Origin of the sequence: Bradyrhizobium sp. B120, from assembly GCF_049075665.1 — a bacterium.
Classification (GTDB): Bacteria; Pseudomonadota; Alphaproteobacteria; order Rhizobiales; family Xanthobacteraceae; genus Bradyrhizobium.
This window is the reverse complement of record NZ_CP185242.1, coordinates 592361-613896: the sequence shown is the minus strand read 5'-3', so window position 1 is coordinate 613896 and position 21536 is coordinate 592361. Positions and strand designations below refer to the sequence as shown.

Annotated in this window: 22 protein-coding genes; 14 read left to right on the top strand and 8 right to left on the bottom strand. The window is 65.2% G+C overall.

The window, feature by feature from the left end:
• Nucleotides 1–65 precede the first annotated feature (65 nt).
• The 6 genes from ACOIX3_RS02850 (at nucleotide 66) to ACOIX3_RS02825 (ending at nucleotide 5958) form a co-directional block, all read left to right on the top strand.
• Nucleotides 66–881: an MBL fold metallo-hydrolase gene (locus ACOIX3_RS02850; protein WP_420968308.1), complete on the top strand. Its 816-nt coding sequence runs from the start codon at nucleotides 66–68 to the stop codon at nucleotides 879–881.
• 120 nt (nucleotides 882–1001) lie between these two features.
• A complete protein-coding gene (locus ACOIX3_RS02845) occupies nucleotides 1002–1997 on the top strand; it encodes an aldo/keto reductase (RefSeq protein WP_420968307.1) in 996 nt (331 codons plus the stop codon).
• Nucleotides 1997–2458, top strand: a complete 462-nt coding sequence (locus tag ACOIX3_RS02840; protein WP_212311799.1) for a MerR family transcriptional regulator — start codon at nucleotides 1997–1999, stop codon at nucleotides 2456–2458. Before ACOIX3_RS02845 ends, ACOIX3_RS02840 begins: the two co-directional genes overlap by 1 nt.
• Before the next feature lie 34 nt (nucleotides 2459–2492).
• The gene (locus ACOIX3_RS02835; protein WP_420968306.1) at nucleotides 2493–3881 is read left to right on the top strand and encodes an MFS transporter; all 1389 of its coding nucleotides are present in this window, start codon (nucleotides 2493–2495) and stop codon (nucleotides 3879–3881) included.
• Nucleotides 3882–3964: 83 nt separating this feature from the next.
• A complete protein-coding gene (locus ACOIX3_RS02830; RefSeq protein WP_420968305.1) occupies nucleotides 3965–5014 on the top strand; it encodes an amidohydrolase family protein in 1050 nt (349 codons plus the stop codon).
• 11 nt (nucleotides 5015–5025) lie between these two features.
• Nucleotides 5026–5958, top strand: a complete 933-nt coding sequence (locus tag ACOIX3_RS02825) for a GNAT family N-acetyltransferase (protein WP_420968304.1) — start codon at nucleotides 5026–5028, stop codon at nucleotides 5956–5958.
• Between the two features lie 237 nt (nucleotides 5959–6195).
• On the opposite strand, the gene ACOIX3_RS02820 is transcribed toward ACOIX3_RS02825, so the two are convergent.
• The 3 genes from ACOIX3_RS02820 to ACOIX3_RS02810 form a co-directional block, all read right to left on the bottom strand.
• A complete protein-coding gene (locus tag ACOIX3_RS02820; protein WP_420968303.1) occupies nucleotides 6196–7452 on the bottom strand; it encodes an aminopeptidase in 1257 nt (418 codons plus the stop codon).
• A gap of 119 nt (nucleotides 7453–7571) precedes the next feature.
• Nucleotides 7572–8933, bottom strand: coding sequence for a class-II fumarase/aspartase family protein (locus ACOIX3_RS02815; RefSeq protein ID WP_420968301.1), 1362 nt, complete (start codon nucleotides 8931–8933; stop codon nucleotides 7572–7574).
• 60 nt (nucleotides 8934–8993) lie between these two features.
• Nucleotides 8994–9383, bottom strand: coding sequence for a carboxymuconolactone decarboxylase family protein (locus ACOIX3_RS02810; RefSeq protein WP_420968300.1), 390 nt, complete (start codon nucleotides 9381–9383; stop codon nucleotides 8994–8996).
• Between the two features lie 137 nt (nucleotides 9384–9520).
• Here ACOIX3_RS02810 and ACOIX3_RS02805 point away from each other — a divergent pair, with 137 nt between their 5' ends.
• From ACOIX3_RS02805 to ACOIX3_RS02790, 4 genes are read left to right on the top strand one after another with little or no spacing between them, the layout of a single operon-like run.
• Nucleotides 9521–10480 carry a Bug family tripartite tricarboxylate transporter substrate binding protein gene (locus tag ACOIX3_RS02805; protein WP_420968299.1) on the top strand — a complete coding sequence of 320 codons (960 nt, stop codon included), beginning with the start codon at nucleotides 9521–9523 and terminating at the stop codon, nucleotides 10478–10480.
• 19 nt (nucleotides 10481–10499) lie between these two features.
• Nucleotides 10500–11387, top strand: coding sequence for an NAD(P)-dependent oxidoreductase (locus ACOIX3_RS02800; RefSeq protein WP_420968298.1), 888 nt, complete (start codon nucleotides 10500–10502; stop codon nucleotides 11385–11387).
• On the top strand, nucleotides 11384–12364 hold the full coding sequence (locus ACOIX3_RS02795; RefSeq protein WP_420968297.1) for a Gfo/Idh/MocA family protein: 981 nt from the start codon (nucleotides 11384–11386) through the stop codon (nucleotides 12362–12364). The genes ACOIX3_RS02800 and ACOIX3_RS02795 overlap by 4 nt, the downstream gene beginning before the upstream one ends.
• 6 nt (nucleotides 12365–12370) lie before the next feature.
• The gene (locus tag ACOIX3_RS02790) at nucleotides 12371–13126 is read left to right on the top strand and encodes a GntR family transcriptional regulator (RefSeq protein ID WP_342725027.1); all 756 of its coding nucleotides are present in this window, start codon (nucleotides 12371–12373) and stop codon (nucleotides 13124–13126) included.
• A 120-nt stretch (nucleotides 13127–13246) separates the two neighbouring features.
• Here ACOIX3_RS02790 and ACOIX3_RS02785 read toward each other — a convergent pair whose 3' ends face one another.
• Nucleotides 13247–13378, bottom strand: coding sequence for a hypothetical protein (locus ACOIX3_RS02785; RefSeq protein ID WP_275948933.1), 132 nt, complete (start codon nucleotides 13376–13378; stop codon nucleotides 13247–13249).
• 381 nt (nucleotides 13379–13759) lie between these two features.
• On the opposite strand from ACOIX3_RS02785, the gene ACOIX3_RS02780 reads away from it, so the two are divergent.
• A complete protein-coding gene (locus ACOIX3_RS02780; protein WP_420968296.1) occupies nucleotides 13760–13936 on the top strand; it encodes a hypothetical protein in 177 nt (58 codons plus the stop codon).
• Between the two features lie 542 nt (nucleotides 13937–14478).
• Here the strand turns inward: ACOIX3_RS02780 and ACOIX3_RS02775 are convergent.
• Both ACOIX3_RS02775 and ACOIX3_RS02770 read right to left on the bottom strand, forming a co-directional pair.
• Nucleotides 14479–16014, bottom strand: coding sequence for a serine hydrolase domain-containing protein (locus ACOIX3_RS02775; protein WP_420968295.1), 1536 nt, complete (start codon nucleotides 16012–16014; stop codon nucleotides 14479–14481).
• 146 nt (nucleotides 16015–16160) lie between these two features.
• Nucleotides 16161–17159: a L,D-transpeptidase family protein gene (locus ACOIX3_RS02770; protein ID WP_420968294.1), complete on the bottom strand. Its 999-nt coding sequence runs from the start codon at nucleotides 17157–17159 to the stop codon at nucleotides 16161–16163.
• A gap of 208 nt (nucleotides 17160–17367) precedes the next feature.
• On the opposite strand from ACOIX3_RS02770, the gene ACOIX3_RS02765 reads away from it, so the two are divergent.
• Complete coding sequence (locus tag ACOIX3_RS02765) at nucleotides 17368–18069, top strand: Crp/Fnr family transcriptional regulator (protein ID WP_420968292.1); 702 nt, start codon at nucleotides 17368–17370, stop codon at nucleotides 18067–18069.
• 365 nt (nucleotides 18070–18434) lie between these two features.
• A complete protein-coding gene (locus ACOIX3_RS02760; protein ID WP_420968291.1) occupies nucleotides 18435–18707 on the top strand; it encodes a hypothetical protein in 273 nt (90 codons plus the stop codon).
• A 73-nt stretch (nucleotides 18708–18780) separates the two neighbouring features.
• Here the strand turns inward: ACOIX3_RS02760 and ACOIX3_RS02755 are convergent, their stop codons facing one another.
• Both ACOIX3_RS02755 and ACOIX3_RS02750 read right to left on the bottom strand, forming a co-directional pair.
• Complete coding sequence (locus ACOIX3_RS02755; protein ID WP_342725032.1) at nucleotides 18781–19815, bottom strand: D-alanine--D-alanine ligase family protein; 1035 nt, start codon at nucleotides 19813–19815, stop codon at nucleotides 18781–18783.
• On the bottom strand, nucleotides 19812–20840 hold the full coding sequence (locus ACOIX3_RS02750; protein WP_342725033.1) for a putative zinc-binding metallopeptidase: 1029 nt from the start codon (nucleotides 20838–20840) through the stop codon (nucleotides 19812–19814). Before ACOIX3_RS02750 ends, ACOIX3_RS02755 begins: the two co-directional genes overlap by 4 nt.
• A 240-nt stretch (nucleotides 20841–21080) precedes the next feature.
• Between ACOIX3_RS02750 and ACOIX3_RS02745 the strand changes: the two genes are divergently transcribed.
• Nucleotides 21081–21518: a hydrogenase gene (locus ACOIX3_RS02745; RefSeq protein ID WP_420968290.1), complete on the top strand. Its 438-nt coding sequence runs from the start codon at nucleotides 21081–21083 to the stop codon at nucleotides 21516–21518.
• Nucleotides 21519–21536 lie beyond the last annotated feature (18 nt).

The window sequence follows — 21536 nt, the reverse complement described above, 5'->3', positions numbered from 1 at the left end:
CATCATGACGGCACGCCAATTGCGCGATAGTCTTACGCCGGGGATCGCCGAAGGCGGAACAGGTCATGTTGAGATTGCTCGCCGCGCTCGTCTCGCTGGGAACCTTGACCGGTCACGCCTTTGCGCAGGATGCCCAGCGCAGCGAATGCCTGGCGATGGCCAATGCGCCCCCGCGCGCCGTCCCGGTGAACTACCGGCGCGTCGCGGCCAAAGCCGACGAGGTCGCGATCACCTATGCCGGCCATTCCACCTATTACATCGACACGCCCGGCGGCGTCAGGATCGCGACCGACTACAACGGCGTCTATCAGACCGGGCGATTGCCCGACGTCGCGACCATGAACCGGGCACACGCGACGCATTATACCCTGTTTCCCGATCCCGGGATTCCTCACGTGCTGCATGGCTGGGGCGAGAACGGCCAGGCCGTGCATTACGGGATGCGGATCGGCGACGTCTATATCCGCAACGTCACCACCGACATTCGTCGCTATTGGGGCGAAGACTCCGGCGGCGAGATGATCAAGGACGGCAACTCGATCTTCATCTTCGAGGTCGCCGGCCTCTGCATCGGCCATCTCGGCCACCTCCACGTCAAGCTCGATGACAGCCATTTCGCGGCGATCGGCCGGCTCGACATCGTGATGGTGCCGATCGACGGCACCTATACGATGTCGCTCGACGGCATCTCCGAGATCACCAAGCGGCTGCGCGCCGCCGTCGTGCTGCCGATGCACCGCTTCGCCACGCCGCTCGACGAGTTCATGCGCCTGATCGGCCAGCAATTCGAGATCGACCGCCGCGGCGGCGAGCGCACCTTGCGGATTTCGCGCGACACCCTGCCGTCAACGCCGACGGTGATCATCCTCGACGGCGTATAAGGCGCCCGACTGCCCCTGACACGATTTCGTGCACCGGCACTTTTCGCGCTTGACCTAGAGTATACTCTAGCTTGTTCACTCGGGATCGTCCGGCAACACCCGGCCACGAGGACCAACCGCATGACACCTTCAAGCAAGCTCCCGCACCGCAGGCTCGGCATTGACGGCCCGCAGGTTTCCGCCGTCGGGCTCGGCTGCATGTCACTGTCCGGCATCTACGGCGCCAATGACGATACGGCGACGCCCGACTTCATCCGCTACGCCATCGACCGGGGCATCGACTTCCTCGACAGCGCCGATCTCTATGGCTGGGGCCACAACGAGGAATTGCTGGGCCGCGCGCTGAAGGGCCTGCGCGACAGGGTCGTGATCGCGACCAAATTCGGTCAGGTGAAGACCGCGACCGGACAGGGCGTGGACGGACGGCCCGCTTATGTCCAAGAAGCCTGCGAGGCGAGCCTGAAGCGGCTCAACATCGAAACCATCGATCTCTACTACCAGCACCGCATCGATCCGAACGTTCCGATCGAGGATACGGTCGGCGCGATGGCGCGCCTCGTCGAGCAAGGCAAGGTTCGCCATCTCGGCCTGTGCGAGGCGCGCCCCGAAACCATTCGCCGCGCGCACAAGGTGCACAGACTGGCCGCGGTGCAAACCGAATATTCCCTGCTATACCGCAGCGAGGCCGAGGAGACCCTGCAGACGACGCGGGCGCTCGGCATCGCCTTCGTCGCCTATTCGCCGCTCGGCCGCGGCTTCCTGACCGGGCAGATCCAGTCGCAAGCCGACATCGCGGGCGATCGCCGCGGCGACCATCCCCGCTTCGCCGGCGATAATTTTGCCCGCAACCGCGATCTCGTCAGCGGCATCGTGACGATCGCACGCGAGAAGAATTGCACACCGGCTCAGCTCGTGCTCGCCTGGCTGCTGGCGCAGGGACAGGACATCGTGCCGATTCCCGGCACCAAGCAGCGCGTCCGGCTGGACGAGAACATCGACGCCCTCGCCGTGGTGCTTTCGCCGGACGAGCTTGCACGGATTGCAGCAGCCATCCCGGCCGGCGCCGCGGCAGGTGAGCGCTATCCATCCGGCGCGATGAAAGCGGTCTATCTGTGATGGACGCCCGGACACCAAATTTGCAGGCGACGCCGAACGCACTCTACATCGGCGACATCGCGCGGCGCTCCGGCCGAAGCGTGCATACCATCCGCTGGTACGAAGCGCAGGGCCTGATGCCCGGCGTCGTCAGGGACCGCGGCCGGCGCCGCGTCTACAACGACTATCACATCGGCTGGCTCGATCTGATGGAGCGGCTGCGCTTGACCGGGATGTCGATCAAGCAGCTTCGCGACTATACCACGCTCGTGAAGCAGGGCAGCGCGACGTTGCGCAAGCGCCGCGCGCTGCTCGCCGAGCACCAGCTCCGCGTCCGGGCCATGATCGCCAAATGGACCGAAGCGCTCGCGCTGGTCGACGCCAAGATCGAGTTCTACGACGAGTGGGTCGCGGCAGGCACGCGGCCCAAGGTCTCGCCACAGCAGCGCGCCCGCGCCAAGCGGTCCGCCACCAGGGCCTGAACGCCCGGCCCGACATCGAATAGCAGGATCCGCGATGGACGATATGCTTCGGCGTAAACCCTTTGCCATGCGCGCATCGCAGCGGCTGACGCTGCTGACGCTGTGCCTAGCCGTCACGATCGCGCATATCGATACGTTCATCGTCAATCTCGGCGCGCGCGCGATCGGCGATCATTTCGGTGCGGGTGTCGATGAGTTGCAATGGATCGTCGACAGCTACAATCTCGTCTACGCGGTCTCGCTGCTGACCGGCGGGATGCTCGCGGACAGATATGGCAGGCGTCGCATTCTGATCTGCGGCGCTCTGATCTTCACTTTCGCGTCGCTGCTATGCGCGGCCGCGCCATCCGCGCTGGTGCTGATCGGCGGACGTGCCCTCACGGGCGCCGGCGGCGCGCTGATGATTCCGGCCTCGCTTGCGATCATCCGGGTGGTCTGGGACCGGCCGGAGGAGCGCGCCCGCGCGCTTGGTATCTGGGCCGCCTGCAACGGCGTCGCCATGGCACTGGGACCGAGCCTTGGCGGGCTGCTGATCCCGTGGTTGGGCTGGCGCAGCATCTTCCTGGTGATCGTGCCGTTCGGCCTGCTCGTCGTGCTGATGGCTGGGTCGACGATCCCGGAATCGGTGAACCCGCAGCGGCGCGCGGTCGACATTCCGGCCCAGCTCTGCGGTGCGCTGGCACTTGGAAGCCTGACCTATGCCGCCATCGCCGCACAATCGGCGCCGGGCGCGATGACCGCCGCCCTGGTCATCGCTTCGCTTTCGGTAGCCCTGCTGATCGCCGTCGAAAGAAGGAGAGGGACCGGGGCGCTGCTGTCGCCGGAGATTTTCAGCGCACGCCGGTTCCGCGCCGCCATGATCGCCACCACCGGCATGACCTTCGGCGGGTACGGTATGGTCTTCGTGCTGCCGCTGGCGTGGCAGTCGAGCGGACGGCTCGATGCCGCGGCAAGCGCCGCCGCGCTGCTGCCGATGTCGCTGGTGTTCGTCCTGGTCTCACCGTTCTCCGGCATGCTGTCGGAAAAGCTCGGGCTGCGCGCGGCCACCTCGGACGGCGTGACGCTGATGGGTGTCGGCCTCCTGATGATTGGCCTCGGTGGCCTGCGACCGGACATCGCCCTGGCCGAGTTCGGACTGGCCATCACCGGGCTCGGGCTCGGCCTCGCCGCGGGGCCGCTCTCGGCGATGGCTGTCGGCGACGTCGCCGCTGCGCGGGCCGGTACGGCGGCCGCGCTGATCAACGTGGCCCGGATCAGCGGCGCGACGATCGGGGTTGCGGTGCTCGGCGCGTGCTACGCGGCAACCGGCGGCGGCAGCCACGGCCTGTTGCTCGCGATGATCGCCGGAAGCCTCGTCCAGTTCGCTGGCGCCGGCGTGGCGTGGATGGTGACAGGGCGCGAGGCGCCACGGCTGCGCATTTGACCTGCTCGCGCGCTGCTCGTTATCCTTCGCACAGCCGACACCGGATCGGCGGCCGACAAGAGCAAGAACAGGGAGCATCATCCATGGCCAGCACTCTGCCCGCCTCTGCGAGCGGGCTCTATGCCAATCCGCGCGAAGACTGGCTCGCCCAATATACCGAGGAGATCATCGATCCCGACAGGCCGATCGTCGATCCGCACCATCATCTCTGGGACCGCGGCGGCTTGCGCTACCTGATCGAGGAGATGCGCGATGACATCGCCTCGGGCCACAACATCGTGGCGACCGTCTATGTCGATTGCCGGTCGATGTATCGCGCCGACGGGCCGGAGGCGTTCCGCCCGGTCGGCGAGGTCGAGTTCGCCAACGGCGTCGCGGCGATGGCGGCGAGCGGCGGCTATGGCAAGGCGGCGATCTGCGCCGGCATCGTCAGCCACGTTAACCTTCTGATCGGCGACCAGGCCAAGGCGGTGCTGGAGGCGGAAATCGCCGCTGGCAACGGCCGGTTCCGCGGCATCCGCCACTCCTCGGCCTGGGACGAGGACCCCAACGTCGCCCACATGTATGCCAACCGCCCGAAGGGCATCTTGCTGGATGCCACCTTTCGGAGGGGGTTCGCCTGCCTGGCGCCGCTCGGCCTCAGCTTCGATGCCTGGCTGTTCCACCCGCAGATCGGCGAACTGACCGACCTCGCCCGTGCCTTCCCCGACACAAGGATCGTGCTCGACCATTGCGGCGGACCCGTCGGCACCGGCCGCTTCGCCGGCAAGCGCGAGGAGACCTTTCCGGTTTGGAAGGCGTCGATCCGGGAGATCGCCAAATGCCCGAACGTCGTGGTCAAGCTCGGCGGGCTGGCGATGTGCCTGCTCGGCTACGACTTCCACCTCCGCCCCAGGCCGCCCTCGTCGGAGGAACTCGCAGCCGCCTGGCGGCCCTATGTGGAGACCTGCATCGAGGCGTTCGGCCCGAGCCGTTGCATGTTCGAAAGCAACTTCCCACCTGATAAGGGACAGTGCAGCTACCAGGTGATCTTCAACACCTTTAAACGGCTTGCATCACAATATAGCGAAGCCGAGAAGACGGCGTTGTTCTTGCAGACGGCAAAGGATGTCTATCGGCTCGATATCGGGTAAACTTGCGACTCATGGATGACAGCATCACCATCCGGCCGCTTCGTGAGGCTGATGCAGAAGCGGTGGTCGAACTCTACGCAAAGGCGGCTGCGGTGGAACCGCGGCTGGGCCCTGTCACGCTGCCGCAGTGGGACCAGTTCCTGAAGCTGCCGCAGAACCGTGGCGGCCGCGACTTCCGCATTGCCGAGCGGAACGGCCGGCTTCTTGGCCTCGCTGAATCATCGTTGCGCGACCAGGGCGCGCATCATTCCCGGTTCCTCAAGATCGTCGTCGCGCCCGAGATGCGGCGCCGCCGGATTGGCCTCGCGCTGTTCGACGACGTGCTTGCGATCGACACCGATCGCGATCTCACCGTCCAGACGCTGGTGAGCGGCGACTGGCCGGCGGGAATGGCTTTCGTGGCCGCCTTCGGCTTTGTTCATGTCGAGTCCGAAATCGGGATGAAATGCGTCGAGCCGTTGCAGCCGGCGCGCACGCTCGCGGCGGCCCGCGCCACCATCGAGCAGACCGGCGACGTCACCGCCTGCGCCGGCGAGGTCGCGCGCATCCATAACGCCGCCTATGCCTCGGACTCCGCCTTCAGACGGTATTCGCCGGAGGAGATGGCGCAGGTCCTGTCCGAGAGCGAGGTCTGGATCGCGTCGGAAGATGGCCAGATGTCGGGCTTCTGCCTGACCGAGCCGGAGCGGAACTCGATGTGGATCGAGTCGGTCGCCGTCGACCCGGCGCGGCAAGGACGCGGGCTCGGCCAGCTGCTGGTCTACCGCGTGCTGGCCGCCCACGACGTGTCGGTCGAACATCCCTGCTGGCTCAACGTCTCGAGCCGCAACGCGCCCGCGCTGAAAATCTACCGCCGGCTCGGATTCCGGCCCCAGCACGAGACCTGCCGCTTCAGCGCGCCGCGAAGCGAGCTGATCGCCGCGCGTGAGCGGAAGTTTCGCTAGCCGGCCTGCAGCATAAGTCCCGCGGCACAAATCTATCCCCGTCACCCCCCGCGCAAAGGCTTCGCCTTTGTCGCTGGAGGAGCCGCGAAGCGGCGTCTCGAAGGGTCGACGGCCACACTCCCGGTGGTAGAGAAGCAGCGCGCAGACGCATCCGGGCCGTGCATCCTTCGAGACGCGGCCAAGTGGCCGCTCCTCAGGATGACGGAATTGGGCTGCGTAAGATGGGTCAGCTGCCCCTTACGCCCACTCGCCCTTCCGGAACACAGGCACACTGCGGCCGTCGGCGTGGATGCCGTCGATGTCGGTGTGGGCGGAGCCGATCATCCAGTCGATATGGATCAGGCTCTTGTTGCCGCCCTGCTCGGCGATCTGCTGCGGCGTCAGCTTGTCGCCGTTGACGAAGCATTTCGAGTAGCACTGGCCGAGCGCGATGTGCGAGGCGGCGTTCTCGTCGAACAGCGTGTTGAAGAACAACAGCCCGCTCTTCGAGATCGGCGATGAGTGCGGCACCAGCGCGACCTCGCCGAGGCGGCGCGCGCCCTCGTCGGTGTCGAGCACCTTGTTCAGCACTTCCTCGCCGCGCGAGGCCCTGGCCTCGACGATGCGGCCCTCCTCGAACTTGACCGAGATATTGTCGATCAGCGTGCCCTGATAGGACAGCGGCTTGGAGCTGACGACGTGGCCTGAGACGCGGCGGCAGTGCGGCGTGGTGAAGACTTCCTCGGTCGGGATATTGGCATTGCAGACAATGCCGTTCTTGGCGGTCGATGCGCCGCCTTCCCATTCATGACCGTCGGCAAGGCCAATGGTGAGGTCCATTCCGGGACCGGAATATTTCAATGCGTGGAAGCGCTGGCCGTTCAGCCATTCGGTGCGCTCGCGCAGCCTGGCATTGTGCTGTTCCCAGTTGGCGACGGCGCCGTCCTGATCGACCCGGGACGCGGCGAAGATCGCGTCCGCGAGTTTCGCCACCGCGACGTCCTCGGCATCATCGGGGAATACCTGCTTCGCCCAGGACGTGCTGGGATAGGCGATGATGTTCCAGTTGGTGTCGAAATTGACGATCTTCTCCAGCGCCGGCTGGTAGGCGATCGAATTCGCCTTGCTGGCGCGCGCCACCTTGGTCGGGTCTTCGCCCGACAGCAGCATCGGATTGTCGCCGACGATCGCAAGCCGCGCGGTGTTGGCGCCGAACGCCTTGGCCATGCCCTCGTAGAGCCAGCTTGCGGCGCGATCGAAGCTCGCATCGTTGGCGTAGCGGTAGCGCGCCAGCGTGAGCTCTTCGTCCGAGAAGAACGGGGTCACAAGACCTGCGCCGGCCTTGTAGGCGTGCTCCGCCACCCGCCGCACCAGCGGCATCGCCGCGGAAGGCGCCGTCAGCAGCAGATCCTGCCCCGGCTGCAGCTGCAGGCCGACCTTGATCGCGACTTCGGCGAGCCGATCGAGTTTCACGGGATCGATCGAGGCGGAAAGGTTGCGTTGATGTGCGGTCATGAAGTGTCCGGCCGTGTCGTTTGAGGGCATTCAAGGATTCGTAGTCCAATTCGATCCGCATCCGCAAGGTTCCCGCCCGCCGCGCTCGATCACGCGACGGCGAGCAATTGCCGCGAATTTTACCGCTTCACCGACGCCAGCACCCGGTCGACCATCTCGGGTGCGAGGCCGAGATAGTTTTTCGGCGCGGTGAGACGGTCGATCGTCGCCCGATCGATCCGGCTCGCGACGCGATCATCCGCTGCCAGCGCCTCGGCCAGCGTCAGGCCCTTGTCGTTGGCGACCCGGCAGGCGTCGTAGACCACATCATGCGCCTCCTGCCGGCCGATCGCCGGCGCAAGGCCCATCATCACGGCCTCGGCCACAATGAGCCCGCGGTTGATGTCGAGATTGCCGGCCATCCGCTTCTCGTCGACGATCAGGCCGCCAAGCGCGAACCTGGCCTGGTGCAGGGCGCCTGCGGTCAGCACGAAGCTTTCCGGGATCGCCATCCATTCGGCGTGCCACGGGCCGGTGGCGCGTTCGAAATCCTGCACCATCGCGTCCAGCATCAAACCTGCGTGCTGGCGCACCGCCTTGGAAGCGGCGAGCATCAGCTCCGAGGAGATCGGGTTGCGCTTCTGCGGCATGGTCGAGGAAGCGCCGCGTCCTTTGACGAAGGGTTCGTAGACCTCGCCGAACTCGGTCGACGCCATGATCATGATGTCGAGCGCGATCTTGCCGAGCGTTCCCGTCACCAGCGCGAGGAAATTCACCGCTTCCGCCAGACCGTCGCGCGCGACGTGCCAGGTGGAGACGGGAATGCCGAGGCCGAGTTCCTCGCACAGCGCCTGCTGGACCTCGAAGCCCTTGTCGCCGAGCGAGGCCAGCGTGCCGGCGGCGCCGGCGAACTGGCCGACCAGCACGCGCGGCTTCAGCTCCGCCAGCCGTGCGGCGTGGCGATCGAACGCGGCGAGCCAGATCGCGGTCTTGTAGCCGAAGGTCACCGGCAGCGCCTGCTGCAGATGGGTGCGGCCGGCCATCGGCGTGTCGCGGTATTTCTTCGACAGATCGGCCAGGATGCCGCGCAGCGCGGCGATGTCGTCCTCGATGATGGCAAGGCCATCGCGCAGTTGCAGCACCACGGCGGTGTCCATGATGTCCTGCGTGGTGGCGCCCCAATGGACATAACGGCCGGCCTCGCCGCACTGCTTCGCCATCTGATGCACCAGCGGCAGGATCGGGTAGCCGACCACGTCGGTCTCCTGCCGTAGCAGGTCGAAATCGAACGCGGCGACATCGGTGCGCCTTGCGATCTCCTCGGCCGCTTCCGCCGGGATCACGCCGCAGCGCGCTTCGGCCTTCGCGAGGCCGATTTCGACCTCGGCATAGCGCTGGAGCAGCCGCAGGTCGGAAAACACCTCGCGCATCGCGCTTGTGCCGAAGGCATCGCGAAACAGCACGGAATCGAGCACGGTGGTCGAGGTCGGAAAGGCGGACATGGGCAGATCCTGTTGCCGGTCGCAGTCGGCAACGTCCCTATCACGGCGCGCGCCCGTGCCCTACCCCTCCGCAGGCGCCTCGCCGAACACCTCGGCTGCGATCTTGCTGGTCTCGATCGCGGCCGGAATGCCGCAATACATCGCAACCAGCAGCAGCACGTCCTGCACCTGCGCGGCGGTGCAGCCATTAGCGAGCGCGCCCTTGGCATGGACACGGAACTCGGTCGGCTTGCTGCTCGCCGCGGTGATGCCGAGCATCACGAGGCTGCGAATCTGGTCGGACAGGCCGCTGCGCTCCCAGACGTCGCCATAGACGTAAGCATTGATGATGTTTTGCAGCGGCGTGCCAAAATCGCCCGCAGCCGCCATCCGCTTGGCGACATCGCCCTCGCCGAACATCTTCTGGCGCCGGCGCAGCCCGCGGGCATGGAGATCGCTGATGTCCACCATCGTCGTCTGGCTCCCCTGGTTGGGCTATTTATACGGATAAATATGTCGCACCTCAATATTCCGATAGGCTTGATGCTTGCCTTTCCGAACTATTTGTCCGTATAAATTTGCCAAAAGCAGAGGCGGAGGGGACCGGGATGAAGTTACGGCTGGGGCTGCTCGTCGTCCTGCTCGCTGCGCTTCCGGCCCTGCCGGCTTTCGCGGCGGACGATTTCCCGCAACGGCCGATCAAGATCATCGTGCCGTTTCCGGCCGGCGCCGGCCCCGACAACGTCGCGCGGCTGGTCGGCCAGCACCTGCAGGACGCGTTCGGCCAGACCGTGCTGATCGAGAACCGCGCCGGCGCGCTCGGCAGCATCGGCGCCCAGGAAGTCGCCCGCAGCGCGCCCGACGGCTACACGCTGTTGATGGGCACCAACACCACCCATGCCAGCAATGTCGCGACGCTCAAGAGCCTGCCCTACGACCCGGTGAAGGATTTTGCGCCCGTCATCCGCACCACCACCACGGCGATGGTGCTGCTGGTCAACCCCAAGCTCGCGGCGAAGGACCTGCCGCAGTTCCTCTCCTACGCCAAGGCCACCCCCAATCTGACCGCGGGCTACGGCTCCGGCGCATCGCAGATCTCGATTGCGCAACTGCAGTCGCGCGGCGGCCTGTCGCTGATCGCGGCGTCCTACCGCGGCGTGCCGCAGGCGATGACCGACGTGATGGCCGGCGTCATCGACCTGACCTTCGGCGATTTCTCGGTCGCGATCCCGCAGATGCAGGGCGGCACCTTGCGTGGGATCGCCGTGACATCGGCGACCCGCAACGAGCTGACGCCCGGCCTGCCCGCGCTCTCGGAAGCAATGCCGGGCTTCGAGGCCACCATCTGGTACGGGCTGTTCGCGCCGGCCGGCACGCCGGAACCGGTGGTCAACAAGATCTACGCCGAGTGCGCCAAATACCTCGCGATGCCGGAGACCGGGAAGAAGCTCGCCGATGTCGGTGTGATGGTGGCGCCGCTGGCGCCGGCCGAGTTCGGCGCCTTCGTCAAGAGCGAGGTCGTGCGCTGGTCGGCGGAGGTGAAGGCGGCCGGCATCCAGCCGCAATAAAGCGAAGCGGCGGCGCACCATGGCTCGCGAGACACCTATCGGCATGATCGGCCTGGGCCTGATGGGATCGGCGCTCTCCGCGCGGCTGATCGATGCAGGCATCGGGGTGATCGGCTTCGATGTCGACGCGGCGAAGACGGACGGGATGCGGGCCAGCGGCGCCGAGTTCGCGGCCTTCGCAGCCGACGTGGCGGCGCGCTGCCGGACCATCGTGATTGCCGTCTACGACGCGGCCCAGGTCACGGGCCTGCTGCCGGACCTCGCGAACGCCGAACCGCCGCCGCTCGTGATCTGCACCACCACCTGCGCGCCGGACGAGATCACGGCGATCGCCGAATTCGCGGCGCGCGCACGCCTCTCCTTCATCGAAGCGCCGATCTCGGGCACCAGCGCCGAGGTCCGCGCGGGCACGGCCACCGCGCTGGTCGCCGGCGATCGCGACGTCATCGCAGCCGCCGCAGCGACGCTCGACATCCTCTGCCCACAGCGGATCCATGTCGGCGCGATCGGCAATGCCAGCCGCACCAAGCTCGCCATCAACCTGATCCTGCAGAACAACCGCGCCGCGCTCGCCGAAGGCATCGCCTTTGCCGAGAGCCTCGGCCTTGACGGCGCGAGCTTCCTTGCGGCCGCGCGGCAATCGGCGGCATATTCCGCCGTGATGGACAGCAAGGGACCGAAGATGCTGGCGCGGGATTTCGCGCCGCAATCGCATATCGCGCAGACCCTGAAGGACGCCGAGCTGATCCTGCAGGAGGCCGGCCGGCACGGCCTGCCGCTGCCGCTGACCTCGGTGCAGGCCGAGTTGCTGCGCGCGGCGATAGCGCTGCAAGGCCCGGACAGCGACAGTGCCGCTGTCATCGAGGCGATCCGTGCCGGACGCGGCCGGGGTGAGGAACATTCATGATCAATTGTGCGATCGCGGGCCTCGGCCGCTGGGGCCGCGCGCTGGTCGAGGCTGCGCAGGGCGAGCCGCGGCTGCGGATCGTCCGCGCGGTGGAACCCGACATGAGCGCCACCGCGAGCTTTTGCGCAGCGCACGGTCTGTCCCCTGCGGCCAGCATCGAGGCCGTGCTGGCCGAGCCCAACATCGATGCCGTGCTGCTGGCAACACCGCATTCGCTGCACAGGAGCCAGGTGATCGCGGCAGCCAGAGCCGGTAAGCAGGTGTTTTGCGAGAAGCCGCTGGCGCTGAGGCGCAGCGATGCGGCCGAGATGTTCGCGGCCTGCCGCGATGCCGGCGTGCTGCTCGCGGTCGGGCATAACCGTCGGTTCTGGCCGTCGATGCAGGCGTTGCGCGCGATTGTCGCCAGCGGCGAGCTCGGCACCATCCTGCATGTCGAGGGCCACAACAGCAACGAGAACTCTCTAGCCGTCACGCAGGGCTGGCGGCTGTCGCCCGCGGAGTCGCCGGGCGGCGGGCTGACCGGCGCGGGACTGCATGTGCTCGACGGCTTCGTCAGCCTCCTTGGTCCTGCCCGACAGGTTTATGCCCGGTTGAGTGAACGCGAGGCCGGACCGCCGCCGCTCGACACTGCAACTTTAGCGATTGAATTTGTGAATGGCGTGAGTGCAACCCTTGCTACGGTCCGCGCAACACCGTTCTATTGGCGCGTGCATGTGTTCGGGACGAAGGGATCCGCAGAGGTGCTCGACGAAGGGACGATGGTGCTACGGAAATCCGGCGAGGCGCCTGCAACGACGCGCTATCCGGCGGTCAACACGCTCACCGCGGAACTTTCGGCCTTTGCCGACGCGGTCGAACGCAAGATGCCGTTCCCGGTGCCCGAAGCAGATGTGCTGGCGACGCTCTCGGCGTTCGAGGCCGCGTTGCAGTCGATGCAGTCAGGACATCCGGTTGCCTGCCATACGGCATACCAGTGATCCGCCATGTCTGAACAACCGGAGAGGGCGAGATCGTCCCGCTACCGCGACATCGCCACCGGACTGCAGAAGGACATCCGTCTCGGCACCTACGCGGTGGGCAATCTGTTGCCGACCGAAACCGAGTTGATGGCGAGCTATCAGGCGAGTCGCCAGACCGTGCGCGAGGCGCTGCGCATCCTGATCGACCAGGGCCTGATCGTGCGCCGCGCCGGCCTCGGTTCGGTGGTGATCGCCTCCGAGCCGCCGGTGCTGTTCACCCACAGCGTCAAGTCGCTCGGCGAGTGGCTGCGCTATTCCAACGAGACCTACCGCGACGTGGTCGGCAACAGCGATATCGTCGCCGACCGCAAGCTGGCTGCGCTCCTGAAATGCGAGCCCGGCAAGAGCTGGTTCCTGATCGAGGCCGTGCGCCGCTCCGACCAGTTCGCCGCGCCGCTCGGCTGGACCGAGATCTACGTGCTGCGCCGGTTCGCCGATGTCGTGACCCGCAGCGACCACGGCCGCACCCCGGTGCATGAGCAGATCGCCAAAATGTACGGCCAGGTCACCGAGCGCGCGCAGATGGAAATCTTCGTGCGGGGCATGCCGGCGCCGATCGCCAAGGCACTCGGCGTCAAGACCGGATCGCCGGCGCTCACCGTGGTACGCCGCTACTACGGCCTGCGCGAGGAACTGTTCGAGGTCACCATCACCACCCACCCGGAAGGGCGCTACACCTACACGATGGATATGCAGCGCTCGCTGCGGCCGAAGCTCTAGATTCTAGTTTTGACGCGTTTTCTTCACGCGAACCGGTGTCCACTTCGCTCGAAGACGCTCTGGCTTTGTGGAGACGCGTTGTCTTGACGCGAGCCGGAAGCCGCTTCGCTTGAAGTCGCGCTAGCGCGCCCGAGCCAGATGCGTGCTGCTGGCAGAGGTATGTGCCATCTGCGGGGTTCCGCTCACGCCCCAGATCACGACCGCGATCAGCGCGGCCGCCCAGACATATGGCACAGCATTCGGCTTCTTCATTTCCGAGATCATCCCCAACGTCTCAGGTGCACCGACGAACCTTACAACCTCGGTCGTGAATCTCACGACCTCAACCGTCAGCGTCTCACCAGGCACCCGTCCTTCACAACGCTACTAAGGTTAGACCTTGTCGGTTTCGGGACGTCTTCGTGCGAATCCGGAAATGATTTCGTCGGAACCGGGCCGTCTCATCCGAATTGATGAGACCGCGGGTTGACGGCTCCGGTGCGCACGACAAGGCCGGAGAATTTCCTGCTTAAATTTGAGTCAGATGCACAACAAACGTTCCAAAGCGCCGCCGCTGAATTCTTTTTGATTGTCCGCCGGACTCCAGCCGTGGCATGCCTGCGCCTGTGACACTGCGATGACAAGGGTTCTCCCGTGACTGTCCAACCGGCCAAACCGCACGGCGGCTCCCGCCGCCACTCCCAGAAAACCCAGGACGAGGTCGCGCGGTCGCTGGAGCGGGAGCTGCAGTTCCTGGCGGAAGAGCGCCAGGAGCGTGCCCTTCGGCTCGGCCTCGACTTCGCAGCCAAGACGCCGAAGACCGACCACTAGGCGCGCTGCCGCGGCTCGACTCGCGAGCGCACAATCTCCGCAGCATTGCTGATCCGTGCGGCCGTCTGACAATGGCCGCTGCGCGCATTGGTGTGCGTCAGTCGTGCTGGGGGCCTGCTCGGGCCGCAACGGCAAAGCCGTTGCACGCGCGACGGGGAGAGTCCGATTGACCTGTCAAACAGCTCGTTCGGTGCCATCACCCGCGAAAAGCGAAAGCGGGTGATCGAGTGCACGGCTCCTTCCCAGGCGTCGTCCCTGCGAAAGCAGGGACCCATAACCACAGGGTCGTGTTGTTGAAGAGAGCTGTGGCCCCAGCGGCGCGCAACAATCACCTTCGGTGGTTATGGGTCCCGGCCTTCGCCGGGACGACACTGAATTTATGGCGCTGCTTGTGGATCACGCTTCCGCGTTCTCGCGACATCCTTGTCCGAGTTTTACATTTTGTTTCGCCCTCTCTCTCGAACAGAGGGCGCAGGGAAAGCCGGGTGCGTGCACACATCACCGTTATTGCACCGTGCGCGTTGCCTCAAAATAGCGAATCGCTATTGCGCGGCCTGCGCTTCCGCATCGACCTGCACATCGTGGCCGAAGCGATCCTTGCCGCTGAGCGTGGCCTTGCCGCCGTCGAACGTGAGCAGCCATCTGTGGTCGGTATCGCCGCCGACCAGACGCAGGTCGATCGCAAACGCCTCACCAGTCTGCCACGTTCCCTTCAGCGCCATCACGCCGAGCGGCGTCGGCTGGCCGAGACGATAGGTGCCGTCGAGCCCGATCGGTCCCGCCAATTTGATGACCGGCCGCGCCGGATCCGGCGTCGCCGTCTCCAGCTCGTAGTGCGCGGACGGATCGGTCAGATACAGCGTCAGCGCCCGCAGATTGAGACCGTTGGCCGGGAAGCGCCAGGTCTTGCCCGAGATGGCCGCCGCGGTCTCGGGCACGGGATCGACCGCCGACGGCTTTTCCGTCGCGCCATCACGCAGCGCCGCGGCAAGCTGATTGCCGCCGGCGGAGTTCACCGGCAGTGCCGTGTCGGACTTGACGGCGCCGGATATGTCGTCGGCCATCCTGCCGAATGAGCAGTAGTCGCGCGCGGTCACGACCGTGACGATGTCGAGCGCGGGAAGGATCATGATCAGCTGGCAGCGGTCGCCGACCGCCAAGAAGGCCTGCTGCTTCGGCATCACCCAAAAGAAATTGGCGTAGCGCAGGGACGGATCGAACGAGGCGTGCATCTCTGTCGTCGCGTGCCTGATACGATCGACCCAGCCGGACGGCAGCAGCCGCTGCCCCTCCCATTCGCCGTCATGCAGATAGAGCAGCCCGATCTTGGCGGCGTCGCGCGGCGCAAGCAGAAGCCCGCCGCCGCCCTGCGTCAGCCCCGGCCCGATGCTGTGCCAGTACGGCGCGGCAATCCCGAGCGGGCGAAACAGTTTCGTCACCGCATAGTCCCGCGCGCTCACGCCGGTGAGCTTGTTGATGATCGCGGCCAGCAGCTGCGGATTGCCGGTGTTGTAGTAGAACGCCTCGCCCGGCGCCTTTGCCATTGGACGGTCCAGGATGAACTGAATCGCATCGGGGTTGCGCCCCCATTCGATCAGCGACTCCGGCCTGCCGCCCTCGACGCCTTCCGTCCAGGCCATCCCCGAGGTCATGTCGAGCATGGTCTGGATCGTGATCGCCCGCTTGCGGTCATCGAGATTGGCGATGCTGCGGTCGCCAAAGAAATCCACCATGCGGTGGTCGAGGCTGTCGAGCAAATTGTCCCTAAGCAGCATCGCGACCAGCGTGCCGGTCACCGCCTTGGTGACGGAATTGAAGAGATGCGGAATCTCCGGCGTGTACGGCGCGTAGTAAGCGTCGAGCACGATCCGGCCGTGACGCGCAATCAGGAGGCTATCGAAATTGTGAGCCGCGCCAAAGTTGACGAGCCGCGCCAGCGCGGCGGACTCCATCCCCTGCTCTTCCGGCGTCGAGCTCTGCCACTGCCGGGTCGGCCACACCGGATCGGCGGCCCCTTCTGCGCGGGCTGCGCCGGACCAGATCAGCGCGGCGAGCGATAGCCCCCATAGCGTCGACACGGCCAAATGTCTGAGATGCATCGGCGCCCCATCAGGATGCGGCTGTCACCGCACCATCCGCGATGCCAGGCTTACCTGTCAATCTCGGTACCGCCGTGGCGGCAGCGCTTTGCGATGGCCGGCGCAGCTCGGTCCCTCCTATCGCATTATCGCGTCCCGTCCACGAACGTAACCGGCGTCCCCTTCGCGACACCGGCCGCGACCTGCTGCGCATCCCAGTTCGTCAGCCGAACGCAGCCGTGGGACGCGGCCTTGGAGACCTTGCCGGGATCGGGCGTGCCGTGGATGCCGTAGCCTTCCGCCGAGAGATTGATCCAGATCGAGCCGACCGGGTTGTTGGGGCCGGGCTTGATCGTGAACGGCGTCCTGGATTTGACGCCCTTGAACTTGTACTTGGGATTGTAGCGATACGTCGGGTTCTTGTTGATCGCCGTCACCTTCAACGTGCCGTTCGGTGTCGGTTTCTCTGTGCTGCCGACCGTTGCGGGATAGAAGGCCGTGAGCTTTCCTGCGGCGTCGAATGTGCTGAGCGTCTGTCGCGCCTTGTCGACTTCGGCGCGGGCAACCGGCGCCGAAGCGCCAGTGTCGACGACGTTGGCAACCGCGATGCTGTCGCCGGCCTTGTCGAACTTCTGGCCGGGATTGAGTGCCTGTAGCAACGCCTCGCTCATGTGGAATTTCTCGGCCAACGCTTCGCGCGGACCGGTGTAGTTCAGCGCGGGCAGGCCCTTCATGCTCTCCATCTTCGCAGGGACCTGCTTCAGGAAGGGGCCTTTCACGTCGGCATCGACGATGGTGTAGTTGACGACCGCAGGCCCTTCGCTGGCGGCGGCGAGTTTGCTCCAGATATCCGGCGTCACAGCCTTGTCGAACGACAATCCATTCGCCGCGGCAAACGCCGTGAGCGCTTTCTGCGCATTCTCGCCTAGCTGGCCGTCGATCTCGCCGGGAGAGAAATGCGCGCGATCGAGCAGAATCTCGAGCTTGGCAATGGAGGCGCTGGCCTGATGACGGCCCGGCAATTTTTTCGTTGGCGCCACTGCGTCGTTGATCGCGGCGGCATCGAGGCCCGCCGCCATCGCGGGCGCAGCGGAGACAAGCAAAAGGACAACAGCAAAACACGCGACGGGAAAATGTCGGAACATCGTGCATCTCAACGTGGCTACATTCCGTAAAGTTACGGAAAGCGTCGAAGTTCCAATGCAAACAGCGACGGAGTTCTGCGGTGGAACAGCCGATATCGCGGCTTCGCCGCAATCGACGTGGCCTCGCGTTCGCGCTCGTCGAGCTGAGGCCGCGTCACGGCGTGTGCACCGCCGCAAGCGCGGGCCGGATGGATTTCCGTTCAGTAAAATGAACGCCCTGGTGTATGTTGCCGGTCGTTTTCAGATCGCTTTGCTTGCCATTCATTTTCCAGTGGGCGCTGTCATGACATTCATTGATGGCTTGGGTTACCTGGCGTCGGCTCTTGTGTTGCTGACGTTCTGCATGAGCACGATGTTGAGCCTGCGCGCCGTCGCGATATCCAGCAATCTGGCATTCATCAGCTATGGATTGGGCGACCGGATCTACCCGGTGCTCATCCTGCACATCATTCTGCTGCCGCTGAACGTGGTATTGCTGTTCCAGATGGTTCGGCTGCTTCGCAAGGCCAGGCGCGCTGCCGCGACGGATCTTTCTCCGAACTGGCTGCAACCGTTCATGCACGCGAAGCACGTCAGGGCGGGAGAAACGATCTTCAAGAAAGGCGACGACGCCGACCTGCTCTACATGGTCGTATCGGGCGACGTCAGGTTTCCCGAGATCGATCGTGGGGTCTCGGCAGGCGAATTGTTCGGGGAGATCGGACTGTTCTCCCTCGAACGGCGCCGCACGCAGACGGCCATGGCAGCAACCGATGTGGACTTGCTGTGGATCAGCGACGGCGCACTGCGGAAGCTATGCGAACGCAATCCGGGACTGTCGCTGTATTTCCTGCGGCTGACGGCGACCCGGATGACGGAAAACGCCGCCCGCGCAATCGGGGTTGCCGCGGCAACACCCAATCCTGCGTGAAGCGCCGGGGCACTCGCCGGTTGCCGGTGCTACGGCGCGGACGACGCCGCAAGGCTCGGCAGCGGCGCGAACTGCATCTCTGCAACGGCCGAGCCGGCGTAAGCACTGGCGATCAGGATCATGACTCGAATGGCGACGAACATGGTGCCTCCTCAGTCTTCTTGTTGGTCTCTTGATGCCAGAGACTTCTTTCCCGCCGGTGAGGAAAGCTGGTTGCCGCAACCTTGAAGGCATTGGTAAGCGAGCCGTTTACGCAAGCTTCCGTTCATGAGTTGCGAACCGTATCGGCCGATCGGCCGGCGCGCTAAACGCGCGGTTCACCGTGACCGGGCATTGTTCGCCTCAATCAAGAAGGCGCAATCACAATGCCGATTTTCAAGACGATCCTTGTTGTCGTATCGATTTTTCTTGCCGTTTTGTACGTCTACGATGCCTGCCGCAGCGACGGGTTGCTGAGGGCAGCCCCCGTGCGCGACGTGATTGCACGGCGCTGGCCGGACCCGGATGCGTTTCGTCCGGAGACAGCACCCGCTCCCACAGCCACTGCGGTCGCGACACCGGCGGCACGCGTTAGGGAAACGTTTGCGATGTTCATCCCCAGGGACGCGCGACGCCACCTGCTGCAGCGCAGCCTTTAAAAGCGTTTTCGAGCGAAGTGGGCGCCGGTTCGCGTGAAGAAAACGCGTCAAAACAAGAATCGAGAGTTCCGATTCAGCCCAGGGATACGCCGGCCTTGGCGCGGCTGATTCCGAGCGTCAGGATGCGATTCAACAAAACCGGATAGTCCAGTCCGTCATGCCCGGCGGCTGTCGCGAACTCCTGGCTCTTGGCGATTTCGGGATTGGGATTGGCTTCAATGAAATACGGCACGCCATTGGTAGACAGGCGGAAGTCGATGCGCGCATAGCCATCGAGCCCGAGGGTCCGGTAGATGCGCTTCGCCAGCCGTTGAATATGGGCGGATAGTTCCGGCGTCAGATCCTCGGCCGGCCCATCCGCAATTCCGATGCGCTCCTGATAGCTGGTATCGTGCTTGACCTTTTCGGTGGCGATCTGGCGTGCGGCGGGGCCGCCCATGCTGCCGAACTTCAATTCCCAAACCGGCAGGACCCGCAGCCTGTTGTTGCCGATCACGCCGACATAGAGCTCACGTCCCTCGATGAACTGCTCGGCGATCGCGGCCGTTCCGATCCGCTCATGAATGAAGGCGACGCGCTCCGCGAGCTTCTCGTCGGTATCGACGATCGACGCCTGCGAAATGCCGAGCGATCCATCGCTGCTCAGGCTCTTGACGATCAGCGGCAGCGCAAGCCGCGGCGGCCGCTTGACCTTGCGGCGCATCGGGAACACGGCGAAGGCCGGCACCGGGATGCGGCGATGATGCACCAGCGTCTTGGACAGATCCTTGCCGCGCGCCAGGATCAGGCCGCGCGGATTGCACCCGGTATAGGGGATCTTCATCAGCTCGAGATAGCTCGCGATGTGCTGGTCATACACGACGTCGTAGTGAAACTCCTCCAGCAGTGTGAACACCACGTGCGGCTTGAAGCCCTCGATCTCGTCGCGGACCGGCTTGATTTCCTCCTGCACGCCGAGCGGACGCACCTCATGGCCGGCCGCGCGCAGGGTACTCACCACGTCGTATTCGGTTTTCCACTCGTTGATTTCCCGCGCGGAGTATCCGTCGCTGGAGTCCGGCGGCACACAGTCCGGGTGCATCAGCACCAGAATGCGAAAGTGTTTCATAGCGCGATCCATTTGCGGCGCGACGGGCCGAACAGCGCGTGCATGGTCTTGGCTGTCAGCAGGATGGTGAAATTGGTCACCAGCTTCTGCTCGGGGCCGACGGCACGCAGATTGAGCTCGCGGCAGCGCATGATCATGTCGTCGAGCACGGCATCGAGCGTCAGCTGGTTCTCGCCGGTCCACCGCGCGACCAGCTGCCTGATCTGGGCGCGGTGCCGCCTGATGAAGACCGCGGCCGGCGGCTGCCGCCGATGCCGCGGATCGGCGGAGAACAGCTTGGACAGATCGCGGTCGTAGGTCTTCGGCGGCGTGAAGGCGTAGAACGCCTGCTTCTTCTTGTAGTGTTCGCCCAGCGTCTGCTTCAGCGTATGCAGCGGATCCACCCGTTCCCGCGTCGTGAGCAACGGCCGGTTGCCCGCGATCTCGCCCATCAGCTCGTCGACATATTCGAGCTTCTTCAGCGCCGGCCAGCCGGCATACCGCGTCCGCCAGTTCGAGCGCGGCCGCAGCCACACCGCGAAGGTCTCGGCGAAATCCTCATCCGGATGGCTCTGCGCGTACCACAGCCTGAGATGCTGGACATAGTTGCGGCTGGCCGGATTGGGCCGGTAGTAGCGCGGATAATGTTGCGACGACGGACCGAACAGCTGCTGCCAGCGCCGGCGGCGTTGCAGCTGGTAGCCGTGCTGGATGGCATGCCCCGCCTCGTGACGGAGAATGGCCATGCACTCGGACCACGAGGCGCCCTCGACGTCGAGCATCATCTTCTTCTCGAGCTTCATCAGGCGGGGATGCGCGAGATAGAACGGAATGGCGATACCGGGCACATCGGCCGGGCTGAACCATTCGCTCGAGATCCATGCATGCGGCCGCAGCCGGATGCCGCGCTCTTCGAGCTCTTCGTAGAGCGTGCTGACACAATCCGCGAGCCAGGTGCCTTCGACCGCAACCCTCAGACTGCTGAGGCGTTGCTCGAGCAACTGCGCATCCGTGAGCTTCTCCCAGGCAAATTTGCGACGCGGCATAGGCTTCCAAGATCAAAAACAAACCGGAATCGGGATGGTGTCATAGGTTGCCGCCCGCAACAACCGCCGGGCCTTCGCGGATGGCGGGCCCGGCCCGTGCCGGCTCAGGTCCAGTCCGGGCGCGCGCCCGCCCATGCTTCGGCCGGCAGCCGGCGCGGCAGGCGCTAATCGCGCCCGGGCGTCTTCGCGCATTCTGCTATGGTCGGCCGTTATTCACACCAGTGATTTGAGGGGACAGGAATGGATGATCGGCGGCGGCTGCTTTTTCACGGCATGGTTTTGTTCCTGATCGGGCTGTTGACCGGCCTTCTCGAGCAGCACTTCAGCAATGTGCGGATGGCGCTCGCGGCCCATCTCGAAGGTGTGATGAACGGCACGTTCCTGCTCGCGGTCGGCGCGATCTGGAGCGAGGTCAGGCTGCCGCGCCGCGCGAGCGTCGCAGCCTACTGGGCGCTGTTGTGCGGGACATACGGCAACTGGGCCGTGACGACACTCGCCGCGGTTCTCGGAACCGGTGCGTTGTCGCCGGTGACCGCGGCCGGGCGTGGCGCCGCGCCGTGGCAGGAGGCGCTGGTGACCACAGGATTCGTCTCGATCGGTCTTGCGATCATCGCAGCATCGATCTTGCTGTTGTGGGGACTGCGCGGCAAGGCTGCCCTTGCCCATGACGCGGGATAGCTCCTCCTGACTTCCCGT